This window comes from Arthrobacter sp. 10L424 (assembly GCF_056395325.1).
The window spans coordinates 1-19,376 of the sequence record NZ_JBFTJH010000007.1 but is presented as its reverse complement, the minus strand read 5'-3'; the positions used below and the strand labels follow the sequence as shown (position 1 = coordinate 19,376).

The 19,376-nt window shown below is 67.2% G+C and carries 14 protein-coding genes; 11 read left to right on the top strand and 3 right to left on the bottom strand.

The annotated features are described in order from the left end of the window. Nucleotides 1–22 precede the first annotated feature (22 nt). From dhaL to AC1DC5_RS13030, 6 genes are all read left to right on the top strand, one after another. Entirely contained in the window at nucleotides 23–1,780 is a 1,758-nt protein-coding gene (gene dhaL / locus AC1DC5_RS13055) for a dihydroxyacetone kinase subunit DhaL (protein WP_476865435.1), read from the top strand. After that, nucleotides 1,777–2,259, top strand: coding sequence for a ribose-5-phosphate isomerase (locus AC1DC5_RS13050; RefSeq protein ID WP_441404870.1), 483 nt, complete (start codon nucleotides 1,777–1,779; stop codon nucleotides 2,257–2,259). The genes dhaL and AC1DC5_RS13050 overlap by 4 nt, the downstream gene beginning before the upstream one ends. A gap of 1 nt (nucleotide 2,260) precedes the next feature. Beyond that, nucleotides 2,261–3,247: a 3-hydroxyacyl-CoA dehydrogenase family protein gene (locus tag AC1DC5_RS13045; protein ID WP_476865434.1), complete on the top strand. Its 987-nt coding sequence runs from the start codon at nucleotides 2,261–2,263 to the stop codon at nucleotides 3,245–3,247. A gap of 34 nt (nucleotides 3,248–3,281) precedes the next feature. Then, nucleotides 3,282–4,049: an SDR family NAD(P)-dependent oxidoreductase gene (locus AC1DC5_RS13040; RefSeq protein WP_476865433.1), complete on the top strand. Its 768-nt coding sequence runs from the start codon at nucleotides 3,282–3,284 to the stop codon at nucleotides 4,047–4,049. Between the two features lie 217 nt (nucleotides 4,050–4,266). Further along, on the top strand, nucleotides 4,267–5,616 hold the full coding sequence (locus AC1DC5_RS13035) for an MFS transporter (protein ID WP_476865432.1): 1,350 nt from the start codon (nucleotides 4,267–4,269) through the stop codon (nucleotides 5,614–5,616). Nucleotides 5,617–5,705: 89 nt separating this feature from the next. Continuing rightward, complete coding sequence (locus AC1DC5_RS13030) at nucleotides 5,706–6,503, top strand: triose-phosphate isomerase family protein (protein ID WP_476865431.1); 798 nt, start codon at nucleotides 5,706–5,708, stop codon at nucleotides 6,501–6,503. Nucleotides 6,504–6,666: 163 nt separating this feature from the next. Here AC1DC5_RS13030 and AC1DC5_RS13025 read toward each other — a convergent pair whose 3' ends face one another. Continuing rightward, on the bottom strand, nucleotides 6,667–10,308 hold the full coding sequence (locus tag AC1DC5_RS13025) for a TM0106 family RecB-like putative nuclease (RefSeq protein WP_476865430.1): 3,642 nt from the start codon (nucleotides 10,306–10,308) through the stop codon (nucleotides 6,667–6,669). A 175-nt stretch (nucleotides 10,309–10,483) separates the two neighbouring features. Here AC1DC5_RS13025 and AC1DC5_RS13020 point away from each other — a divergent pair, with 175 nt between their 5' ends. From AC1DC5_RS13020 to AC1DC5_RS13000, 5 genes are all read left to right on the top strand, one after another. Then, the gene (locus AC1DC5_RS13020) at nucleotides 10,484–11,089 is read left to right on the top strand and encodes an SOUL family heme-binding protein (RefSeq protein ID WP_476865429.1); all 606 of its coding nucleotides are present in this window, start codon (nucleotides 10,484–10,486) and stop codon (nucleotides 11,087–11,089) included. A gap of 23 nt (nucleotides 11,090–11,112) precedes the next feature. Next, the gene (locus AC1DC5_RS13015) at nucleotides 11,113–13,683 is read left to right on the top strand and encodes a Tex family protein (protein ID WP_476865428.1); all 2,571 of its coding nucleotides are present in this window, start codon (nucleotides 11,113–11,115) and stop codon (nucleotides 13,681–13,683) included. 261 nt (nucleotides 13,684–13,944) lie between these two features. Then, entirely contained in the window at nucleotides 13,945–15,339 is a 1,395-nt protein-coding gene (locus AC1DC5_RS13010; protein WP_476865427.1) for an OFA family MFS transporter, read from the top strand. A 1-nt stretch (nucleotide 15,340) separates the two neighbouring features. After that, complete coding sequence (locus tag AC1DC5_RS13005) at nucleotides 15,341–15,469, top strand: MFS transporter small subunit (protein WP_441407285.1); 129 nt, start codon at nucleotides 15,341–15,343, stop codon at nucleotides 15,467–15,469. 124 nt (nucleotides 15,470–15,593) lie between these two features. Further along, nucleotides 15,594–17,456 (top strand): gamma-glutamyltransferase family protein, encoded by a 1,863-nt coding sequence (locus tag AC1DC5_RS13000; RefSeq protein WP_476865529.1) that lies wholly within the window; start codon nucleotides 15,594–15,596, stop codon nucleotides 17,454–17,456. 59 nt (nucleotides 17,457–17,515) lie between these two features. Here AC1DC5_RS13000 and AC1DC5_RS12995 read toward each other — a convergent pair whose 3' ends face one another. Both AC1DC5_RS12995 and AC1DC5_RS12990 read right to left on the bottom strand, forming a co-directional pair. Beyond that, nucleotides 17,516–17,845, bottom strand: a complete 330-nt coding sequence (locus tag AC1DC5_RS12995) for a VOC family protein (RefSeq protein ID WP_441407284.1) — start codon at nucleotides 17,843–17,845, stop codon at nucleotides 17,516–17,518. 159 nt (nucleotides 17,846–18,004) lie between these two features. Next, nucleotides 18,005–18,724, bottom strand: a complete 720-nt coding sequence (locus AC1DC5_RS12990) for an alpha/beta hydrolase (protein ID WP_441407283.1) — start codon at nucleotides 18,722–18,724, stop codon at nucleotides 18,005–18,007. Nucleotides 18,725–19,376 lie beyond the last annotated feature (652 nt).

The following is a 19,376-nucleotide window of genomic DNA, read 5'->3' as shown; positions in this document are numbered from 1 at the left end:
AACACGGATTCAATGAGGAACCATGACCCAGATCTTCGACAACCCCGCTGACTTTGCGGATGAAGCGTTGGACGGCTTTGTGGCAGCCAACCGCGGGTACGTCGCCCGTGTGGACGGCGGCGTCGTCCGATCCACTGAGGTCCCGGCCGGGCAGGTGGCCCTGGTGGTTGGCGGCGGCTCCGGACATTATCCCGCCTTCGCAGGACTCGTGGGACCCGGGCTGGCCGCGGCCTCGGCCTGCGGCAACATGTTTGCGTCCCCGGCCGCCGGCCAGGTCTACCGGGTGGCCAAGGCCGCCAACGCCGGGGGAGGCGTACTGCTGAGCTATGGCAACTATGCCGGGGATGTCCTGCACTTCGGCCAGGCCCAGCTCCGCCTCAACGCGGAGGGCATCAGAACCCGCACAGTTCTGGTAACGGACGACATCGCCAGCGCCCCGCTTGACCATATCGAACAGCGGCGCGGAATCGCCGGCGACCTGACGGTCTTCAAAATCGCCGGAGCAGCCGCCGAAGCGGGACTGGACCTGGACGACGTCGAACGGCTGGCTATCCGGACGAACTACCGTACCCGGTCGCTGGGCGTGGCATTCGACGGGTGTACCCTCCCGGGAGCCGAGGCTCCGCTGTTCGCGGTGCCCGCAGGACAGATGTCCCTGGGCCTGGGCATCCATGGCGAACCGGGGATCTCGGAGCACCCGATGCCCACGGCCTCTGAACTCGCCGAACTGCTGGTCACCAGGCTTCTCGCCGACAAGCCGCACGACGCCGGCAGCCGCGTCGTGGTGGTTGTCAACGGCCTCGGCACCGTCAAGTACGACGAGCTGTTCCTGCTCTTCGGAAAAATCGAAAAGCTTCTGGTCGCGGCCGGGCTCACCGTAGTGGAACCCGAATGCGGCGAGCTCGTCACCAGCCTGGACATGTCGGGGCTCTCCCTGACCCTCCTGTGGCTCGATGACGAACTGGAGCAGTACTGGGCGGCCCCGGCCGACACACCGGCATTCCGCAAGGGCAACCTGACACCGCGGCCGGCCCGTCAGATGACCGTCGTGGACGCGGAAGTGGCGTCCGCCGTTGAACGCCCCACGGCCGCAGCGGCAGAGCTCGGACGGCAGGCCGCCGCAGTGCTCCGTCAGGTGCGGGACGTCGTCGTCGAACATGAAGAGGAACTGGGCCGGCTGGACGCAATCGCCGGCGACGGCGATCACGGCATCGGGATGCGCCGAGGCGTGGAAGCAGCGGTCACTGCCGGCGAGCAGGCGGCCGGGAACGCCGGCGGCGCTTCGCCGGCGTCCGTCCTCACGGCCGCGGGGGAAGCCTGGAGCGAACGCGCAGGCGGTACCTCCGGCGCGCTCTGGGGATCCGCAATCATCGCCGCGGGCCTGGCCCTGGGAAACCGGGACAGCTACAGCGGCGAGGATGCCGCCGACACGGTCACCGCCTTTGTCGCCGCGATCACTGAACTCGGCAAGGCAGATCCAGGGGACAAGACCATGGTGGACGCCCTGCTGCCTTTCCGGGACGCGTTCTGCTCAGCGCTCGACGGCGGCGCTTCCGCCGCTGAAGCGCTCGCCGACGCCGCGGCTGCCGCGCAGGCCGCCGCCGACCGGACCGCGGACCTCCGCCCGCTGAAGGGACGCGCCCGGCCGCTCGCGGAAAAGAGCCTTGGCCATCCAGACCCCGGGGCGGTTTCGTTCGCCCTCATTGCAGCAAGAATTTCCGCCCACACCGAAGACCGGCTCGCTAACCCCGAACTGGCCCAGCAAGGAGTACAGGCATGAGCACAACAACAGGCTGGCGCGTCGTCGTCGGCAATGACGAGGCCGGCGTCGAATACAAGAACGCACTCAAAGCCCTGCTTGAGGCGGACCCCCGCGTCGCCTCCGTGCACGACATCGGAGTCGGCGCCAACGATTCCACCGCCTACCCTCACGTCGCCGTTGACGCCGCCCGCAAAGTCGCCGAGGGCGACGCCGACCGGGCCCTGCTGATCTGCGGCACCGGCCTGGGCGTGGCCATCGCGGCCAACAAGGTCCCCGGCATCCGCGCCGTCACCGCGCACGACAGCTACTCAGTGGAGCGATCCGTGCTGAGCAACAACGCGCAGGTCCTCACGCTCGGACAGCGCGTCATCGGCCTGGAGCTCGCCAAGAAGCTCGTCGGCGAATGGCTGGGTCACCGGTTCGACGAAAACTCTTCCTCCGCCGCCAAGGTGGACGCCATCTGCTCCTACGAGCCCGAATACACGAAGGCAGTCTGACATGACCGCATCAGCTAACACCGCAGCCGGCATTAACGCCGCCCGCAAGATCGCCGTCGTCGGCTCCGGCTACATGGGCGGCGGGATCGCGCAGGTCCTGGCCCTCGGCGGAGCCCGCGTGGCCCTCGCGGATGTTTCCGCCGAAGTGGCGCAGAAGAACTACGAGCGGCTGCTGGCCGAATCGGACGAGTTCGTTGCCGCCGGGCTCTTTCCGGAGGGCTCCACGGCGATCCTGAAGGAGAACCTCTGGGCGGCCAAGGACATCGAGGAAGCCGTGGCAGATGCCGACTTCATCGAGGAAGCCGTTCCCGAAGTCATCGCCATCAAGCACCAGACGCTGGCCCGTATCAGCGCCGCCGCCCGCCCGGACGCCATCATCGGGTCCAACACCTCCACCATCTCCATCGCGGAGCTGTCCGAGCCCGTCAGCAACCCGGGGCGATTCCTGGGCGTGCACTTCTCCAACCCGTCCCCGTTCATCCCGGGCGTGGAGATCATTCCTCATGCCGGCACCTCGGCGGCAACCATCGGCGCTGTCCGTGACCTCGTCCACGCCGCCGGCAAGCAGACCGCCGTCGTCAAGGACGTCACGGGCTTTGTGCTCAACCGCCTGCAGTACGCCTTGTTCCACGAGGCCGCCCAGCTGGTGGAGCAGGAAATCGCGACCGCGGAGGACATCGACACCCTGGTCCGCACCACCTTCGGCTTCCGGCTGCCGTTCTTTGGACCGTTCGCCATCGCCGACATGGCAGGGCTGGATGTCTACAACTTCTGCTACAAGTCGCTGCAGACGGAGTTCCCGGAGCGTTTCGCGACGCCGAAGGTCCTCAGCGACCTAGTCGACGCCGGGAAGCTGGGCACCAAGACCGGTGCCGGCTTCCTCAACGTGCCGGCCGAGCGCACCCCCGAGCTGATTGCGTACCGGAACAAGGCGTATGTGGCCATGCAGAAGCTCATTGACGAGCTTGGCCCCGCCCCCATCAACTAAGCCCCGCCACTTTCAAGCCTTCAGGAGTATTCCCATGAACACCTTCCCCGCAGAACGCACCGCCATCGTCACCGGCGCCGTCTCGGAGCGTGGCATCGGCCGCGCGACCGCCAAATATCTGGCCTCGCAGGGCTGGAACGTCGGCATCATCGATCTCGACGACGCTCTGTGCAAGGCGGCTGCCAAGGAACTGGCCGCCGAGCACGGCGTGAAGGCGTTCGGAGCCGGCGCCAACATTTCCGACGAAGCGTCCGTCCGGGCGGCCATCGACGCGATCGAGGCGGAACTTCCGCAGATCGTCGCTCTGGCCAACGTGGCCGGTGTCAGCTCGCCGGTCCCGTACCTGGAACTCGACGCGGCCGAGTGGGACCGCGTGCTGAGCATCAACCTCAATGGCGTCCACTACGCCACGCGCCGGGTCGCCGAGTCCATGGTGAAGAACAGGATCGGGCGCATCGTGAACATCTCTTCCGTCTCCGCGCAGCGCGGCGGCGGCACGTTCTCCAAGACGCCGTATTCCGTGGCCAAGGCCGGCGTGATCGGGCTGACCCGCTCCACGGCCCGCGAACTGGGCGAGTACGACATCACGGTCAACGCCATCTCACCGGGCCCCATCGACACCGACATCATGGGCGGCACGCTCAGCGAGGAACGCAAGGACGAACTCACCAAAGACCTCGTGGTGAACCGGGTGGGCTCCACCCGGGACATTGCGGCCGCCATCGCCTTCCTCATCAGCGAGGACGCCGGGTACATCTCCGGCCAGACGCTGAATGTGGATGGCGGACTCTACATGCACTAGGGAAGAACAAACGTGGCACAGCCAAAAAACACCCCCGCGACAGGGTTCGCGTCATGGAGCAAAGCACGGAAGCTCTATCTCGCAGTCGGAGTTCTGGCCTGCCTGGCCGGAATCATGATCATCGCATTTTCTCGCTAGGAACTTTCCCGCTCCACCGCTTTACCCGCACCTGATTCATCCTGAGTTACACCACTGATTGCTCGACGAGGAGTTTTTGATGTCCGTAACAACAACGTCCACTAGGGACCTCCTGGAGACGCCGGTACTGAAATCGGCGATTTCCAAGGCGTCCTTCCGGCTTATGCCCATGTTGGTCATCCTCTACGTGGTCGCCTTCCTGGACCGCACCAACGTGGGCTTCGCCGAAGCCGCTCTGGGAGTGGACAGGGGCATCACGGCCGGCGCGTACGCACTGGGAGCCGGGATCTTCTTCATCGGCTACGCCCTCTTCGAAATCCCCAGCAATCTCCTCCTGACGAAGTACGGTGCCAAGGTCTGGTTGGCCCGTATCGCCATCACGTGGGGCATCGTCTCCGCGTGTTTCGCGTTCGTCCAGGGCGAGACGTCGTTCATCATCCTGCGGTTCCTCCTCGGTGTCACCGAGGCCGGTCTCTTCCCGGGCGTCATCATGTTCCTCGCCGCGTGGTTCCCCAACAAGGTTCGCGTCAAAATGTTCGCCATCTTCTACCTCGCGCAGCCCTTCTCGCAGATGATGGGCGCGCCGCTGTCCGGCTGGCTGATCAACATCGGCGACCAGGTCCCCGGCGTGCAGGGCTGGCAGGTCATGTTCTTCGTTGAAGGCATGCTGGCGGTTGTGGCCGGCATTGCCGCGTTCTTCTTCCTCATCAACAGCCCGCAGGACGCCAAGTTCCTCAACAAGGACGAGAAAAAGGCACTCCTGGACGTCATGGCTCTGGAGGATTCCGTCAAGGAGGAGACCGGACCGCGCGGTGTGCTCGCCGCGATGAAAAATGGCAAGGTCTGGTACTTCACGGTCATCTACTTCTGCCTCCAGATCGCCGTCTACGGTGTGACGTTTTACCTTCCGCAGCAGGTGGCCCAGCTGACCGGCCAGAAAGTCGGCTTCGCGGTGGGCATGATGGCCGCCATCCCTTGGTTCTTCGGCATCTTTGCCTGCTACTTCATCGGCAGGGCCGCCAACACCGTCATCCGTCGTCGCCTATGGGGTACCGGACTGTTCATCTCCACGGGCCTGTGCATCTTCGGTTCCGCATGGGCGGGCGCCAACCACCTTCCGGTGCTCGGTATCCTCTTCATCACGCTGGCTGTCTGCAGCTTCCTCTCCATCGGTCCCATCGCCTGGTCCTACCCGACGGCGTTCCTCACCGGCACCGCCGCGGCGGCAGGCATCGGCCTCATCAACTCCCTGGGCAACCTGGGCGGTTTTGTGGCCCCGATCCTGCGGACCTCGGTCAACCAGATCACTGCCTCGGACACCGGAACCATGGGCATCTACGCCCTCGGTGTGCTCCCGTTCCTGGCTGCGGCCATGATGTTCGCGACCAAGCGGTTCAAGAACAAGGCAGACGACCTGCTGGAGCAGTAGCAACCGTCCAGACCCGCCGGGCGCACCAAGCGCGCCCGGCGCGTCCGGGCATCGACCGGCTCGGCCGGGTTCGAGCAGAAAGCACCAACATGCAGCAAAGTGACACCAGCCAGACCTTCCCTCCACTGCTGGTGGGCGTCAGCTCCAAGATGTACCTCGGCTACCAGGACAGCCTGGACTGGCTGGGGCAGCTGCGCCACGAAGTGGACACCCGTCCGGCCCTCGCGGCCGGACGGGTTGTCCCGTTCGTGATCCCGTCGTTCCCGCTTCTCCCGGCGGCCGCCGCGCTTCTGGCGGGTTCGCCGCTATTGCTGGGTGCGCAGAACTGCGGCTGGGCGGAAGGCCCGTGGACCGGGGAGGTGGCCCCGTCCATGCTCGCGGAGCTTGGCGTAAGTCTCGTTGAGATCGGGCACGCGGAGCGTCGCCGGCACTTCGGCGAAGACGACAGCATGATTGCCCGAAAAGTCCGGGCCGCCGCTGCAGCCGGGCTGAATCCGCTGCTCTGCGTGGGAGAGCCCGACCGCGGCAGCGCCGCCAACGCCGCGGAATTCGTGTATCGCCAGATCCGCTCGGCCGTGGACGGCGACTGGGAACTCGCCAGCCGGCTCGTCCTCGCCTACGAACCCGTCTGGGCCATCGGTGCGGCCGAGCCCGCCGCCGCGGTCTACGTGTCCGACGTCGTCCGGCGGCTCCGGAGCCACGTCGCCACCGCCGGACTGGAGAACCTTCCCGTCATCTATGGCGGCTCGGCCAAGCCAGGGCTTTTGCCGACGCTTGACGGCGTCTCGGGCCTGTTCCTGGGCAGGTTCGCGCACGATCCGGTGAACTTCGGCGCTGTGCTGGACGAAGCCCTCCTGCTCGCGGAAGGCCTCCCGGCGTCCCGCTGAGCATGTCCCGCCTCAGTCCACGTTTACCGCTGGACATGCCCCGCGGGAGCCACGAGCAGTTGGCAGAATGCCATGGTGTCCACTGTTCACGGCGAAGAATGAGCATGTCCCCTGGACGCCGTGACAAAAGAGTGGTCCCGTCCCGCGGGCTGGCGGGCAAAGCTCAGGAAGCCACCGACCGCTGGCACAACCCGATGAACCAGCCCAACTGCTCCAGCCCCTCGGGGTGCGGGGGGAGGTAGTTGGTCAGTTCGGGTGAACGGACCACGACGGCGCGCCACTGGCCGCGGGAGACTGCCACGTTGATCCGGTTGCGGGAGAGCAGGAACTCCATGCCGCGCGGCGCCTCGGCCACCGCCGAGCACGCCATCGATACAATCACGACGGCGGCCTCCTGGCCCTGGAACTTGTCCACGGTTCCCACCCGGACTCCGGCGAGTCCCGCCGCATCGAGCGCGTCGCGGATGACATTGACCTGGGCGTTGTACGCGGCCACCACCAGGATGTCCGCCACGCCCAGCGGACGCGCACCCTGCTCCGAATGCCAGCTCAACCCCAGATGCCGCTTCACCTGGCGGACAACCTCGTCAGCCTCCTCGGAGGACGACGTGATGTTGCCGCTGTGTTCCACCAGGACGGTCTCGATCCCGGCAGGAACCCCCTCGAGCCGCCGGAGGTCAGCGGCTGGCGCCGATTGCAGCCTGCCCTCATAGGAGAGTTCGGAGACGGCCACGCACAGCTCCGACGTCATCCGCCACGAGTCGGCCAGGAAATAGCCCAGTTCCGGCGGCAGCGTGGCGTGACCGGCGGAAACCCAGCCCAAGGCTGACTCGTCCACGGGCTCGGGGTGGGCGCCCTGGCTGACCTGCGGCAACTGCTGGGGATCGCCGAGCAACAGCAGCCGGCTGCTGGCCTGGGCCACGGCCAGGGTGTTCGCGAGGGAGAACTGTCCGGCCTCGTCGATCACCAGCAGGTCCAGAGACCCGGCCGGGACATTCGCTCCCGTCATGGTCCACGCCGTGCCGCCGACTAGCGCCCCGCCGGGTGAACTGAGCAGCCGCGCCACATCCTGCGCCGAACGCTGAGCCCAGGGAAGGGGCTCCGAGTGTTTCACGTCCTTGGCGACCACAGACGGATCGACGCCGGCCTTGGTCACAGCCGTCTTCAGCAGATTCTCCACCACTGCGTGGGACTGGCCGACGACGCCGACCTTCCACCCAAGCGCCACCAGCCGGGCGATGACGTGCGACCCCACATGGGTCTTGCCGGTCCCGGGAGGACCCTGGACCGCAACGTAGGAATGATCCAGGGCCTCGACGGCCGCCGTGATCGCGTCGATGAACCGGTCCGGACCGTCGCCGGGCAGGGGCAGCCGTGCCCCGGAGACGAGACGTGGCGAAACCCGGCGGACCAGATCCAGGGCCGGATGGCGCGGGAGGGCGGACCCAGCCTGCAACGCCGCAGTGACCCCGGCAGCCAGGGCCGCCAAGGCGTCCTCGAGGCTTTTGGTCTGGATGGGTTGGTTTTCGGTCAGCGCTACCGGAACCTGGGCATACGGCTCGATCGCCTTGCGCAGCTTGTCGCGGATGATGACGGTGTCCTTGCCGTCCTCGTGTCCCAGCTCCAGGACCTCGGTGCCGAACCAGCCGTTGCGCCCGGTCCCATCGATACCTGTGCCTTCAAGCCCGGCCGGAAGCGGCGGCTCGTACATGCGGAACCACGTGCTGCCCTCACGGAGGTCCGAGCCTGGACTGACCGTGCCGATGAGTTTCACCCTCCGCTCCGGAAGCTTGGCTCCGTCCTTCCACCAGTCCTCGAGCACCTCCGCATTTTCAACGAGGAAAACGTTGCGGTCCTGCTGGTGGTGCGTGTCGGGGCCGTTCTCGCAGCGGTCGAAGTGCGCCCACCAGAACGCCTTGCGCTCCCGGCGGTGATAGCAGACCGCTGCCGCCAGCATCGAGACCGCCTTCCGGTCATCCTCGGACAGCCCGACGCCGGGAGCCGCCAGTGCGGTCAGCGCCACTTCGAGCGGGTCCAGGTCGGCGGCACCAGGCCCGATGACTGGATCCCTGACAGCGCCGGTGACAGTGCCGGCGCCGGCCGACGTCGTGGGGGAGGCGCCGTCGCCGGGTTCGACCCCGCCGAGTGGTGTGATCCCTCGCTCCCGGGCCAGTCCCAGGAGCCAGTTCCGGAGCTCCAAGGTGGAGAGGCAGTCGTATTCGTTGTAGTCGGAGATCCCCGCGAGGATGGTGGCCGCTTCCTCGGCCCGGCCGTCGTCGCGGGCATCGCAGTAGTGGGCGTAGGCAACCACCGAGGCGCCGGCGTCCTTCACGTCCCCGGAGCGCAGATTCGTCCCCATGTAGAGCGGCTCGAGTTTCTTGATGCTGTACGAATTCTCGGAGATCCGGATGCTGTTCCGAACGGTCTGGTAAAGATCCACCAGAAGTCCGTCCCGCAGCCACTGGTCCACCGTGTCTTCGCCGGCAACGTGCATCACGGAAAGCTTCCGGAGCGCCGTCTTCTCGTAGGCGGCGTAGTGGTAGACGTGCATGTCCGGGTAGTCCTGCCGGCGCTTCTGCACATACTCCAGGAAATCGAGGAACGCCTGTTTCTCCGCCTCCCGGTCATGTGCCCAGAACGGCCTGAAAACTCCGGCGACGCCGGGACCTGTCGGTGCCTCGATGACGCCGAACAGGTACTCCAGCCCCCAGATTCCGGTGGTGCTTTCCTGCCACAGGGGATCGCCCTCGAAGTCGAAGAAGATGTCACCCTCGCTGGGCGGGGGCAGCTCGGCGAGCGAGTTCTCCGGGATCACGCCGAAGCGGATGTTGTGCTCTTCGCCGTCCTTGAGGAAGCGGACCTCACCGTCCGCTGCGCTGATGCCGCTCTGCATCCTGGCCTGGTCCTGCAGGCGCAACAGCGAGGTGCTGGGATCGACCAGGGTGGCTTCCGCGAGTTCCCGGACCGTGCGGATGCCGTCGGCGCGGAGTTTCTTGCGCTGGGCCGAGTTCATCCGCGCCACGAGCAGCAGATCATCGGTGGCCACGACCTGCTCCTGGCAGTAATCGCAGCGGCCGCAGGCGGTGACTCCGGGAGAGTCCCACCGCACGGGGCCGGGCTGCGCCAGATGCGAGGAGGTCAACGCCAGGAAGCGGTCCCGCCGCTCCCGGAACACCGGCAGGATCTCCAGAAGCTTGTGGTGGCTTCTGACGTAGTCGAAGCCGCCGCCCGGGAGCGGAACGGTGGCTCCCAGGACCAGGGTCACCGCAGGGTCCGGCGCAATAGCGGCCTTCAGCAACTGGTCGCCGTAGGCCGCAAGCTGAAGCAGTGCCGTCACCTTGGCGTGGCGCGCCAGCTTGGTGTCGAACACGGCATAGCTGCCGTCGGCCTGCCGCACCAGGAAATCGGAGCGGCCATGGAACTGGCCGTCGAAAAAAGCCGCCTGGAACACCACATCGGCGCCGGAGCGCAGGGCGTCGATGGATTCCCGGTGCTTGGCCAGCAACGTGGCGCGGTCCATGGCCTCGGCCGGCACGACGTCGTACACGCCGCGGCCGGCGGCCGGATCCCAGTGACCGAACTCCTCGACGAAGCGGTCAAGGACTCTGTGCTCGTGGAGATCGCCCAATACGGCGGCATGCCTGAGCATCTCGTCTTCTTCGAAGGATGCTTTGGGGGAGCGGCCCAGCTTCTCGTCGAGCTTCCGGAGCAGCTGGTACTCACAGCTGGCGGCCGTCACGAGGTCGCTCGCGGAGAAGACCAGGTCCGGTGCGGAACCTGGGACTTCCGGTTCAAGGAAAAACACTGTGCCCCCGATGTTGTTGCACTGCCGCGTTGCAGGCGCTGCTGCCTTGGCCGGAAGATCAATGCAACCCCGGCCGTGTGCTCTTCAAGCTATCAAAGCCCTCCGACATTTCCGGCGGGCACCCGGCGGAACGGGCTGGTTCCTGACGCAGGCCCGGCGTATGGTCTGAAAGACCATGACCGAACAGCAGCCCTTCCAGCTGGTGCAGCGCTACCCGCATTTCGAGTTGCGCCGCTATCCCGCGCATGTCGTCGCCGAAATTCAGGTCACCGCGACGTTCGACCGAGCGGGCAACGCAGCTTTCCGCCACCTGTTCAACTACATCAGCGGCAACAACACCGCCCGTCAGAAGCTGGCGATGACAGCCCCGGTGATCCAGGAACCCGGCCCGTCGCAGCAGCTGGCGATGACCGCCCCCGTGCTCCAAAGCGGTCCGTTGCCGGAAAGCGGAGAACCCGCAGACTTTGTGGTGGCCTTTGTGCTCCCCGCAGACCTGACAGCGGAGACAGCCCCGGTCCCTGCGGACTCCCAGGTCAAGATCCGGACCGTCCCCGGGTCCCTGGCCGCGGCCCTCCGGTTCTCGGGCAGCGGGTCGGAAACTGCCTTCGAAAGGCGCAACGACGGCCTGCAGGCGGCACTGGTGCTGGCCGGACTGGCAGCCGCGGGTCCGCCACGATTCGCGCGCTTTGATCCTCCGTTCAAACCTTGGTTCCTGCGGCGAAACGAGGTGGTTCAGGACGTCGAGCATGCCCACCCAGCTGCCGGCGCCGCCACACCCTGACCCCGGTGAGGCAAAATGGCTGGGTGACTCAACTTCCCCAGCGTCCTTCCCCGTCAGCTTCCACACCGTCGCCCCAGACCCGGACCAAGACCCAGACTCCGCACACCCAGGAGTCCGGCATCGCGGCCCAGATCGCCGCCGAACTTGGCGTGCAGGCCTGGCAGGTCAAGGCCGCCGTGGACCTGCTCGACGCCGGCTCCACTGTGCCCTTCATCGCCCGTTACCGCAAGGAAGCCACCGGGACGCTCGATGACACCCAACTCCGCGAACTCGAGGAGCGGCTGCGCTACCTGCGCGAGCTGGAGGACCGCCGTCGGACAGTCCTCGAAGCGATCGCCGCCCAGGGTGCGCTGACCCCGGAACTGCAGGCCGCGATCGTCGGCGCCGACACGAAGTCGCGGCTGGAGGACATCTACCTCCCGTTCAAGACCAAGCGGCGGACCAAGGCGCAGATCGCCCGCGAGGCCGGCCTGGAACCGCTCGCCGATGCCCTGCTGAAACGGCCGGAGCTGGATCCGGAACGGGAAGCGGCCAAGTATCTCAACACCGAGCACGCCATCGGGGACTCCGTCACGGCGCTCGCCGGCGCGCGCTCCATCCTGGTGGAGCGGGTCGCCCAGGACGCCGACCTGGCTGCCACGCTGCGGGAGCGGCTCTGGGCCCAGGGCCGGATGGTGTCCCGCGTCAAGAAGGGCAAGGACGCGGAGGGGCAGAAGTTCAAAGACTATTTCGAGTTCTCGCAGCAGCCGTCGGGGATGCCCTCGCACCGCGTCCTGGCGCTGCTGCGCGGCGAAAAGGACGGCGTGCTGGAGCTGGATCTTGCCGAGGCTGAACCGAACGACGACGCCGCCCTCACCGCCGCGCGCGGCCGCTACGAAGCCGCTGTGGCCCGGTTCCTCGGCGTTGCCGACCGCGGCCGGCCCGCCGACGCCTGGCTGCTGCAGACCGCACAGGTCGCCTGGCGCTCGCGGGTGCTGGCCCGGCTCACCGCTGATCTGCGGAGCCGGATGTTCGCCGCCGCCGAGGACGAGGCCGTGCGGGTCTTCGCCGCCAACCTGAGGGACGTGCTCCTCGCCGCGCCCGCCGGGAACCGCGCCACCCTGGGCCTGGACCCGGGACTGCGCACCGGGGTGAAAGTCGCTGTCGTGGACGGCACCGGCAAGGTGGTGGCGACCGACACCATCTACCCGCACGCCCCGGCCCGGAAGTGGGACGAGGCGCTGCGGACCCTCGTGAACCTGGCTACGAAGCACGGCGTCGAACTCGTGGCGATCGGCAACGGTACGGCGTCCCGGGAAACGGACAAGCTCGCCGCCGAACTGTTGAAGCAGCTCAGCGCCGGCTCGGATCCTGCCACCGACACCAAGCCGCAGAAAATCGTTGTCTCGGAAGCAGGCGCCTCCGTGTATTCCGCCTCGGCACTGGCGGCCGCGGAGCTGCCCGGCATGGATGTGTCCCTGCGTGGCGCAGTGTCCATCGCACGGCGGCTGCAGGACCCGCTCGCGGAGCTGGTGAAGATCGAGCCGAAGTCGATCGGCGTCGGGCAGTACCAGCACGACGTCACCGCCGCGAAGCTGGACCGCAGCCTCGACGCGGTGGTCGAGGACTGCGTGAATGCGGTGGGCGTGGACGTCAACACCGCCTCGCCGGCGCTGCTGAGCCGCGTGGCCGGCGTCGGGCCGCTGCTGAGCGAGAACATCGTGGCCTACCGGAACGAGCATGGCCCGTTCAGCAAGCGCAGCGAGCTGAAGAAGGTGCCGCGGCTCGGCGCGAAAGCCTTTGAGCAGTGTGCCGGCTTCCTGCGCATCACCGGGGGAGCGGAGCCGCTGGATGCCTCCAGCGTGCACCCGGAGGCGTATCCGGTGGCACGGAAGATCAGGGCCGCCGCCGGCGGGAAGGGTCCGGCTGCGGGCAGCTTCGCCGCCCTGAATCCGCAGGACTTTGTTGACGGTGCCTTCGGCCTGCCGACGGTTCAGGACATCATCGCCGAGCTGGAGAAGCCCGGCCGTGACCCGCGTCCGGCTTTCGCGGCCGCGACGTTCTCGGAAGGGATCGAGAAGATCTCCGACCTCAGGCCCGGCATGGTGCTCGAGGGGACCGTGACCAATGTGGCGGCGTTCGGAGCGTTCGTCGACGTCGGGGTTCACCAGGACGGCCTGGTGCACGTTTCCGCGCTGGCGAACCGCTTCGTCTCCGATCCCCGCGACGAGGTCAAATCCGGCCAGGTGGTGCGGGTCAAGGTACTGGAAGCCGATCCGGAACGGAAACGCATCTCCCTGACGCTGAGGCTCGACGACGAACCGCCAGCTTCCGCGGCACGCGGGGGTGGCGGCCGCGTGGGCGGCGGCCGCGCGGGAGGCGGGCGTGCGGCCGGGGGTCCGGCCGCCCCGGGTGGCCCTGCTGCGCGGCCGGATCGCCCGCGACAGGCGGCACCGCAGGCGCCGGCGCAGCAACATTCCGGGCAGAAGCCGTCCGGGAAGCCGGCGCCCGAGCGGCGGACACCCGCCAGGCAACCTCAGAAGTCGGCGCCTGCCCCGGCGCCGGCCAACACAGCAATGGCCGAAGCACTCCGGAGGGCAGGCCTCGGAAAGTAGCACGCAAAAGCAGGCCCCCAAAGGAGGCCCCCAAAGGAGGCGCCAAATGAGGCCCCCAAAGCAGGCGGAAAAGAGGCCGCAGAAAAGCAGGTCACCGAGCCCAAAGCGACCGCTCATCGCGCAATTCCTACCGCTCGTCGCAGAAGTAGTACGTTTACTGTCGATCTGCACCATGATTGCCGGAGGCAACGGCCCAATAGCGGGTCTTTCGCCTCTATGCCGCAGAGACACCGACGTCTTCGACAAGCAAGGGGAGCAATTATGGGCTGGCTGGACCGTGACCGAACAATCGCCCCGCCGGGATTCAACCGGTGGCTGGTGCCGCCCGCGGCGCTCGCCGTGCACCTGTGCATCGGCCAGGCCTACGCCACGAGTGTCTACAAGACAGCGCTGGTGAAGCACTTCGGCGCCAGCCTGACCGAAATCGGTGTGATCTTCTCGATCGCGATCGTGATGCTGGGCCTTTCTGCCGCGATCATGGGCACCTGGGTGGACAAGAACGGCCCGCGCAAGGCGATGTTCACCTCGGCCGTGTTCTGGGCCAGCGGCTTCCTGGTCGGCTCGCTCGGGATCTTCAGCGGGCAGTTGTGGCTGGTCTACCTCGGCTATGGCTTCATCGGCGGCATCGGCCTGGGCATCGGCTACATCTCGCCGGTCTCCACCCTGATCAAGTGGTTCCCCGACCGCCCGGGCCTCGCGACCGGCATGGCCATCATGGGCTTCGGCGGCGGCGCCCTGATCGCCAGCCCCGTCTCCACCGCGCTGCTGAAAATGTACGACCCCAACTCCGGCGCCAAGGGCTGGGTGGCCAGCGGCGACTCCGTCGGAAAGCTCTTCCTGACACTCGCCGTCGTGTACCTCGCATACATGATGTTCGGCGCGTTCACCATCAAGGTCCCGGCCGACGGCTGGAAGCCGGCCGGCTTCGACCCGGCCAAGGTCAAGGCCGCCACGCTCGTCACTACGGACAACGTCTCCGCCCGGAACTCCGTCAAGACCCGGCAGTTCTGGCTCGTCTGGATCGCCCTCTTCTGCAACGTGACAGCGGGCATCGGCATCCTCGAGCAGGCCGCGCCGATGATCCAGGACTTCTTCCGCCAGTCCGACGGCGTGTCCCTGGTGAGCGCCGCCGTCGCCTCCGGCTTCGTGGGACTGCTCTCGATCGGCAACATGTCCGGCCGCTTCGCCTGGTCCGCGACGTCGGACGTGACCGGCCGCAAGCGCATCTACATGATGTACCTCGGGGTCGGCGCGGTGCTCTACACGGTGCTGGCGCTGGCCGGCTCCAGCACCACCTTCCTATACGTGGCGCTCGCGTTCATCATCATCTCCTTCTACGGCGGAGGCTTCGCCACCGTCCCGGCCTACCTGCGGGACCTGTTCGGCACCTTCCAGGTCGGGGCGATCCACGGCCGGCTCCTGACGGCATGGTCGGCGGCCGGCATCGCCGGGCCATTGATCGTCAACGCGTTCCTCGATGCCCAGGGAAAGCCCGGCCAGTTGACCGCGGCGTCCTACCAGCCCGCGCTGCTGACCATGGTGGGGCTGCTGGTGATCGGTTTTGTCGCCAACCTGCTGGTCAAACCGGTCGATTCCCGGTTCCACGAACCACGCCCCGACCGTGTCCGCTCCGAAGAACCCGCCATGGAGGCCTGAGATGAGTACTGCGCAGACGACTGTGAACGCGTCCACCGGAAAGCTGGTGGTCGCCTGGGCGCTCGTGGGTGTGCCCCTCGGGTACGGCGTATACGAGACACTGACCCGCGTGGCGGCCCTGTTTGGCTGACGTCGACACAGGTTCCCTGGCTTCCCCGCGCACCGGCACGGCGGAGGCCGCGCCGGAGTCCCCGGTGGAGTTCACCCGGCCCGATGCGTTCACCACCCGCCCCACGCTCCAGGGCACCTTTGGGATGAGCGCCTCCACACACTGGCTTGCGACGGCGGCCGCCCAGGCGGTGCTGGAACGCGGCGGTAACGCGTTCGACGCCGCGACGGCGGGGGCCTTCGTGCTGCACGTTGTCGAGCCGCACCTGAACGGTCCCGGCGGGGACATGACCGGCGTCTTCGTCACCGGGGCCGAACCGGGCACGCCGGTGGTCCTCATGGGCCAGGGTCCGGCCCCTGCCGGAGCCACGGTGGAGCACTACCTCGCCGAAGGCCTGGAACTGGTGCCCGGCTCCGGTGCGCTGGCCGCCGCGGTTCCCGCCGCCGTCGACGCGTGGCTCCTGCTGTTGCGGGACCACGGGACCCTGGAACTGGGCGACGTGCTGGAATGCGCGATCGGCTACGCCCGCGACGGGCACCCGATGCTGGGCAGGGTCGGGACGACCATCGCGGCCGCGGCCGAGCTGTTCCAGACGCACTGGCCCACGTCGGCCGACCTGTGGATGCCCGGCGGACGGATCCCGGCCGAGGGGGAGCTGGTCCGGAACCCGGCCTACGCCCGGACACTGCAGCGGCTGGTCGACGCCGGGGCCGCCGGGTCTGAGGGGTCTTCGGATGAGACTCCGGGCGGGTCCCAGGGGAGCGGCTCCCGCGAGCGTGGCCGCGGGAAGAGCCCCGGCAACGGCTCAGGTGGGCACGCCCGCAAGGCCAGGATCGACGCCGCCCGCCGGGAATGGCGCGAGGGTTTCGTGGCCAAGGCCATGGTGGAGTCAGTCCTGACACCGCACCGGCATTCCTCCGGCACGGATCATCGGGGTGTCCTTGAACTGGAGGACCTCGCCGGGTTCGAGGCAGGCTACGAGGCCGCCGCCACCGTGGAGTTCCGGGGGCACACGATCGCCAAGACAGGGCCGTGGGGGCAGGGTCCGGCACTGCTTCAGACGCTAGCGATCCTCGAGGGGTTCGATGACCGGTATCTGGATCCGTCCACCGAGCTCGGCGTGCACACCATTCTCGAAGCCCAGAAGGTGGCACTCGCGGATCGGGAAGCGTACTACGGCGACACGGACGTTCCGCTGGAGTATCTCCTCTCCGCTGAGTACTGCGCCAGCCGCCGGGCGCTGATCGGGGAGCGGGCGTCGCACGACTTCCGGCCCGGCATAGTGCCCGGGTTTGAGCCGTATCTGCCGCCGCTGCGGACCAGCTACACACCTCCGGCGCTCGCGGGGGCGGGCTCCGGCTCCGCCGGGGCCGTCGGGCTTGGAGTGGGCGAACCGACCGTGGCGCCGAGCGGGGAGACCCGGGGTGACACCTGCCATATCGACGTCGTGGACCGCTGGGGCAACATGGTCTCGGCCACGCCGTCGGGCGGCTGGCTGCAGTCCTCGCCCGCCATCCCGGAACTGGGCTTCTGCCTCGGGACCCGGTTGCAGATGACCTGGCTGGAGCCGGGCACACCCTCGACGCTGACGCCGGGCAAGCGGCCGCGCACGACGTTGACGCCGACCCTCGTGCTGCGGGACGGACATGCTGTGACAGCACTCGGGTCGCCGGGCGGGGACCAACAGGATCAGTGGCAACTGCCGTACCTGCTCCGCACGATCGTTGGCGGCTACTCGCCGCAGCAGGCCGTCGACGCGCCGACCTTTCATACGACGTCTATGCCTGGATCATTCTGGCCGCGCACCTGGGAGCCCGGTGGCGCCGTCGTCGAGGACCGGCTCGGTGAGGACGTCATCGCGGGACTTGAGCGCCGCGGTCACGTTGTCACGAGGGTGGGCGGCTGGACGCTGGGACGCCTTTCCGCCGTCGTGCGGGATCCTTCGACGGGAGTACTGCAGGCGGCGGCAAATCCCCGGGGCGCGCAGGGGTACGCCGCGGGGCGGTAGCCGCGGGCTTAGAGAGTTGCGCTGGTACTGCTCTGCCGTGAGTGGCGACACTCAGGATCTCAGCCGGTGAATTCGTTGAGCGCGATCATGTTGCCTTCTGAGTCTTTCAGGAACGCGGATTTGGCCTGGCCGAAGTCCATGACGTCCCCGCTGGCTTTGCCCTCCACTCCTGCGAAGCTGGCAGGGCCGAGAGGCTGGAACGTGGCACCGCGGGCCTTGAGGGCCTCGACGAGCTCCTCGATTCCGGTGACCATAAAACTGATCATGGGGTACGGCGGTGGCGTGCGGTCGCGCATCTCGCTCAGGGCAATGCTCGAGCCCTCCGCTGCGCCGAAAATCATGGGGTCGTCGGACGGTCCGGTCAGCAGGTCGAGGCCAAGGGACGTCACGGTAGAACCTGCGGGCTCGGTCCCCGTCTTGGGCAGGCAGGATCGGGTTGACGTAGAAACGGTTGAGCATACGTGGCGTCCTCGTTCGCAGTGCGATTGCGGATGCTTCCATCGTGGCAGAGTCCTGCCGTCAGCGGTCGGGCAGTCTGGCGACGGCTGTCAGCCGGCCGCCACAAGCCGGTCCAGAAAGCGGACCGACTCCGCGGTGACCTGCTGCTGCGCCTGTTCGCGGGAGATGCCTGGCTCGCCGTCCCCGGGTTGCTCACCGTAGTCTCCGAAAAATGCGTGCACGCCGCCCTCCACCGTTGCGTAGACGGTGGCCGGCGGGAGCAGGGGCTTTGACGCCGCGACCTTGTCCGGAGTGGTGAGGCCGTCGTTTGAGCCGGAGACCGAGAGCACCGCGAGTTCAACGGACTCCGCCATGCTGTCCGCAGGATACGAGGCAAACAGCAGGAGCCCGGCGACGTCGGGGTTCGATTTTGCGAAGGTGGACGCGCTCACTCCGCCCAGTGAATGCCCACCGACGGCCCACGACGTGATATCTGGATGCCGGTCCATGACTCCGCGGGCCTGGCCGGTGTTCAGCAGAGCGATGCCCAGAGGTACTTTCAAGATGACGACCAAATAGCCAGCGTTGGCCAGTGGGCGCAGGATGTCCTGGTAGGCGCGCGCATCAACCCGCGCCCCCGGGTAGAACACGAGACCCGCGCTGGCCTTCCCTTCCGGGGCGAGAGTGATGGTGGTGGCGTCCTCGGTGGTGGTCGTCTGCGTTGTCCCGGTTGGCTCCGTGGTCTGGCCGGCAGTAGCGCTGGGCTGGTACGGGAACGGGTTGAGCCACGCCAACCCCGCGACGAGGCCCACGGCAACAATCCGAGCCACAAGGCCGCGGAACAACTGCCAGCGCGACACCCTACGCTGTGGCTGTGGCTGTGGCTGTGGCTGTGGCTGTTGACGTTGTGGCAGGATTCCCGGGTTTTTCAGGCTGAATCGTTCAGGCAGTGTCCGTCGTTTGACGAGTCTGAACATCCAGAAGATGCCCAGTATGGCCACGGCCGAGAGCAGGATGGGCAGGGCCGGGTGACCGCCGAGTACGGCGCTGTTACCGAACAACATCCAGAGCGGGACCACGATCAGCGTTAACGCGGTTGCGAGGCCGCTCCAGTAAAGGACTGCTGAACTAAATCCCGAGGAGTCGAGCTGCGCGGCTTTCGCCGGGGCGTCCGGCGGATCATGAGCAACTGAGTTTCCAGGGCTCTCCGGTCTGGCATCTTTCACAGTTCGATGTTATCTCCATGATCGAGATATTTGGTTTCCCGGGGTTGTGTCCAAACCCTCACGCGCTGCCGCCGGTCCTTTCTAACCACGGAGTCAGGCGGCGTGGTTGAGGTCTGTGGGGTGGAAGTAGTAGTTGCGTCGGGGTTTTTGGCGTGGGTCGATGTGTGGGGGCGGGATGAACCAGGGGATGCCGGTGCGGAGTTGGATGGTCCATTGTTCTTTGTGGATCAGGTGGTGGTGGTGTGAGCAGAGCAGG

Bases quoted from the DNA above. Each gene is read 5' to 3' on its own strand.
- dhaL (WP_476865435.1), top strand. From the start codon at position 23: ATGACCCAGATCTTCGACAACCCCGCTGACTTTGCGGATGAAGCGTTG.
- AC1DC5_RS13050 (WP_441404870.1), top strand. From the start codon at position 1,777: ATGAGCACAACAACAGGCTGGCGCGTCGTCGTCGGCAATGACGAGGCC.
- AC1DC5_RS13045 (WP_476865434.1), top strand. From the start codon at position 2,261: ATGACCGCATCAGCTAACACCGCAGCCGGCATTAACGCCGCCCGCAAG.
- AC1DC5_RS13040 (WP_476865433.1), top strand. From the start codon at position 3,282: ATGAACACCTTCCCCGCAGAACGCACCGCCATCGTCACCGGCGCCGTC.
- AC1DC5_RS13035 (WP_476865432.1), top strand. From the start codon at position 4,267: ATGTCCGTAACAACAACGTCCACTAGGGACCTCCTGGAGACGCCGGTA.
- AC1DC5_RS13030 (WP_476865431.1), top strand. From the start codon at position 5,706: ATGCAGCAAAGTGACACCAGCCAGACCTTCCCTCCACTGCTGGTGGGC.
- AC1DC5_RS13020 (WP_476865429.1), top strand. From the start codon at position 10,484: ATGACCGAACAGCAGCCCTTCCAGCTGGTGCAGCGCTACCCGCATTTC.
- AC1DC5_RS13010 (WP_476865427.1), top strand. From the start codon at position 13,945: ATGGGCTGGCTGGACCGTGACCGAACAATCGCCCCGCCGGGATTCAAC.
- AC1DC5_RS13005 (WP_441407285.1), top strand. From the start codon at position 15,341: ATGAGTACTGCGCAGACGACTGTGAACGCGTCCACCGGAAAGCTGGTG.
- AC1DC5_RS13000 (WP_476865529.1), top strand. From the start codon at position 15,594: ATGAGCGCCTCCACACACTGGCTTGCGACGGCGGCCGCCCAGGCGGTG.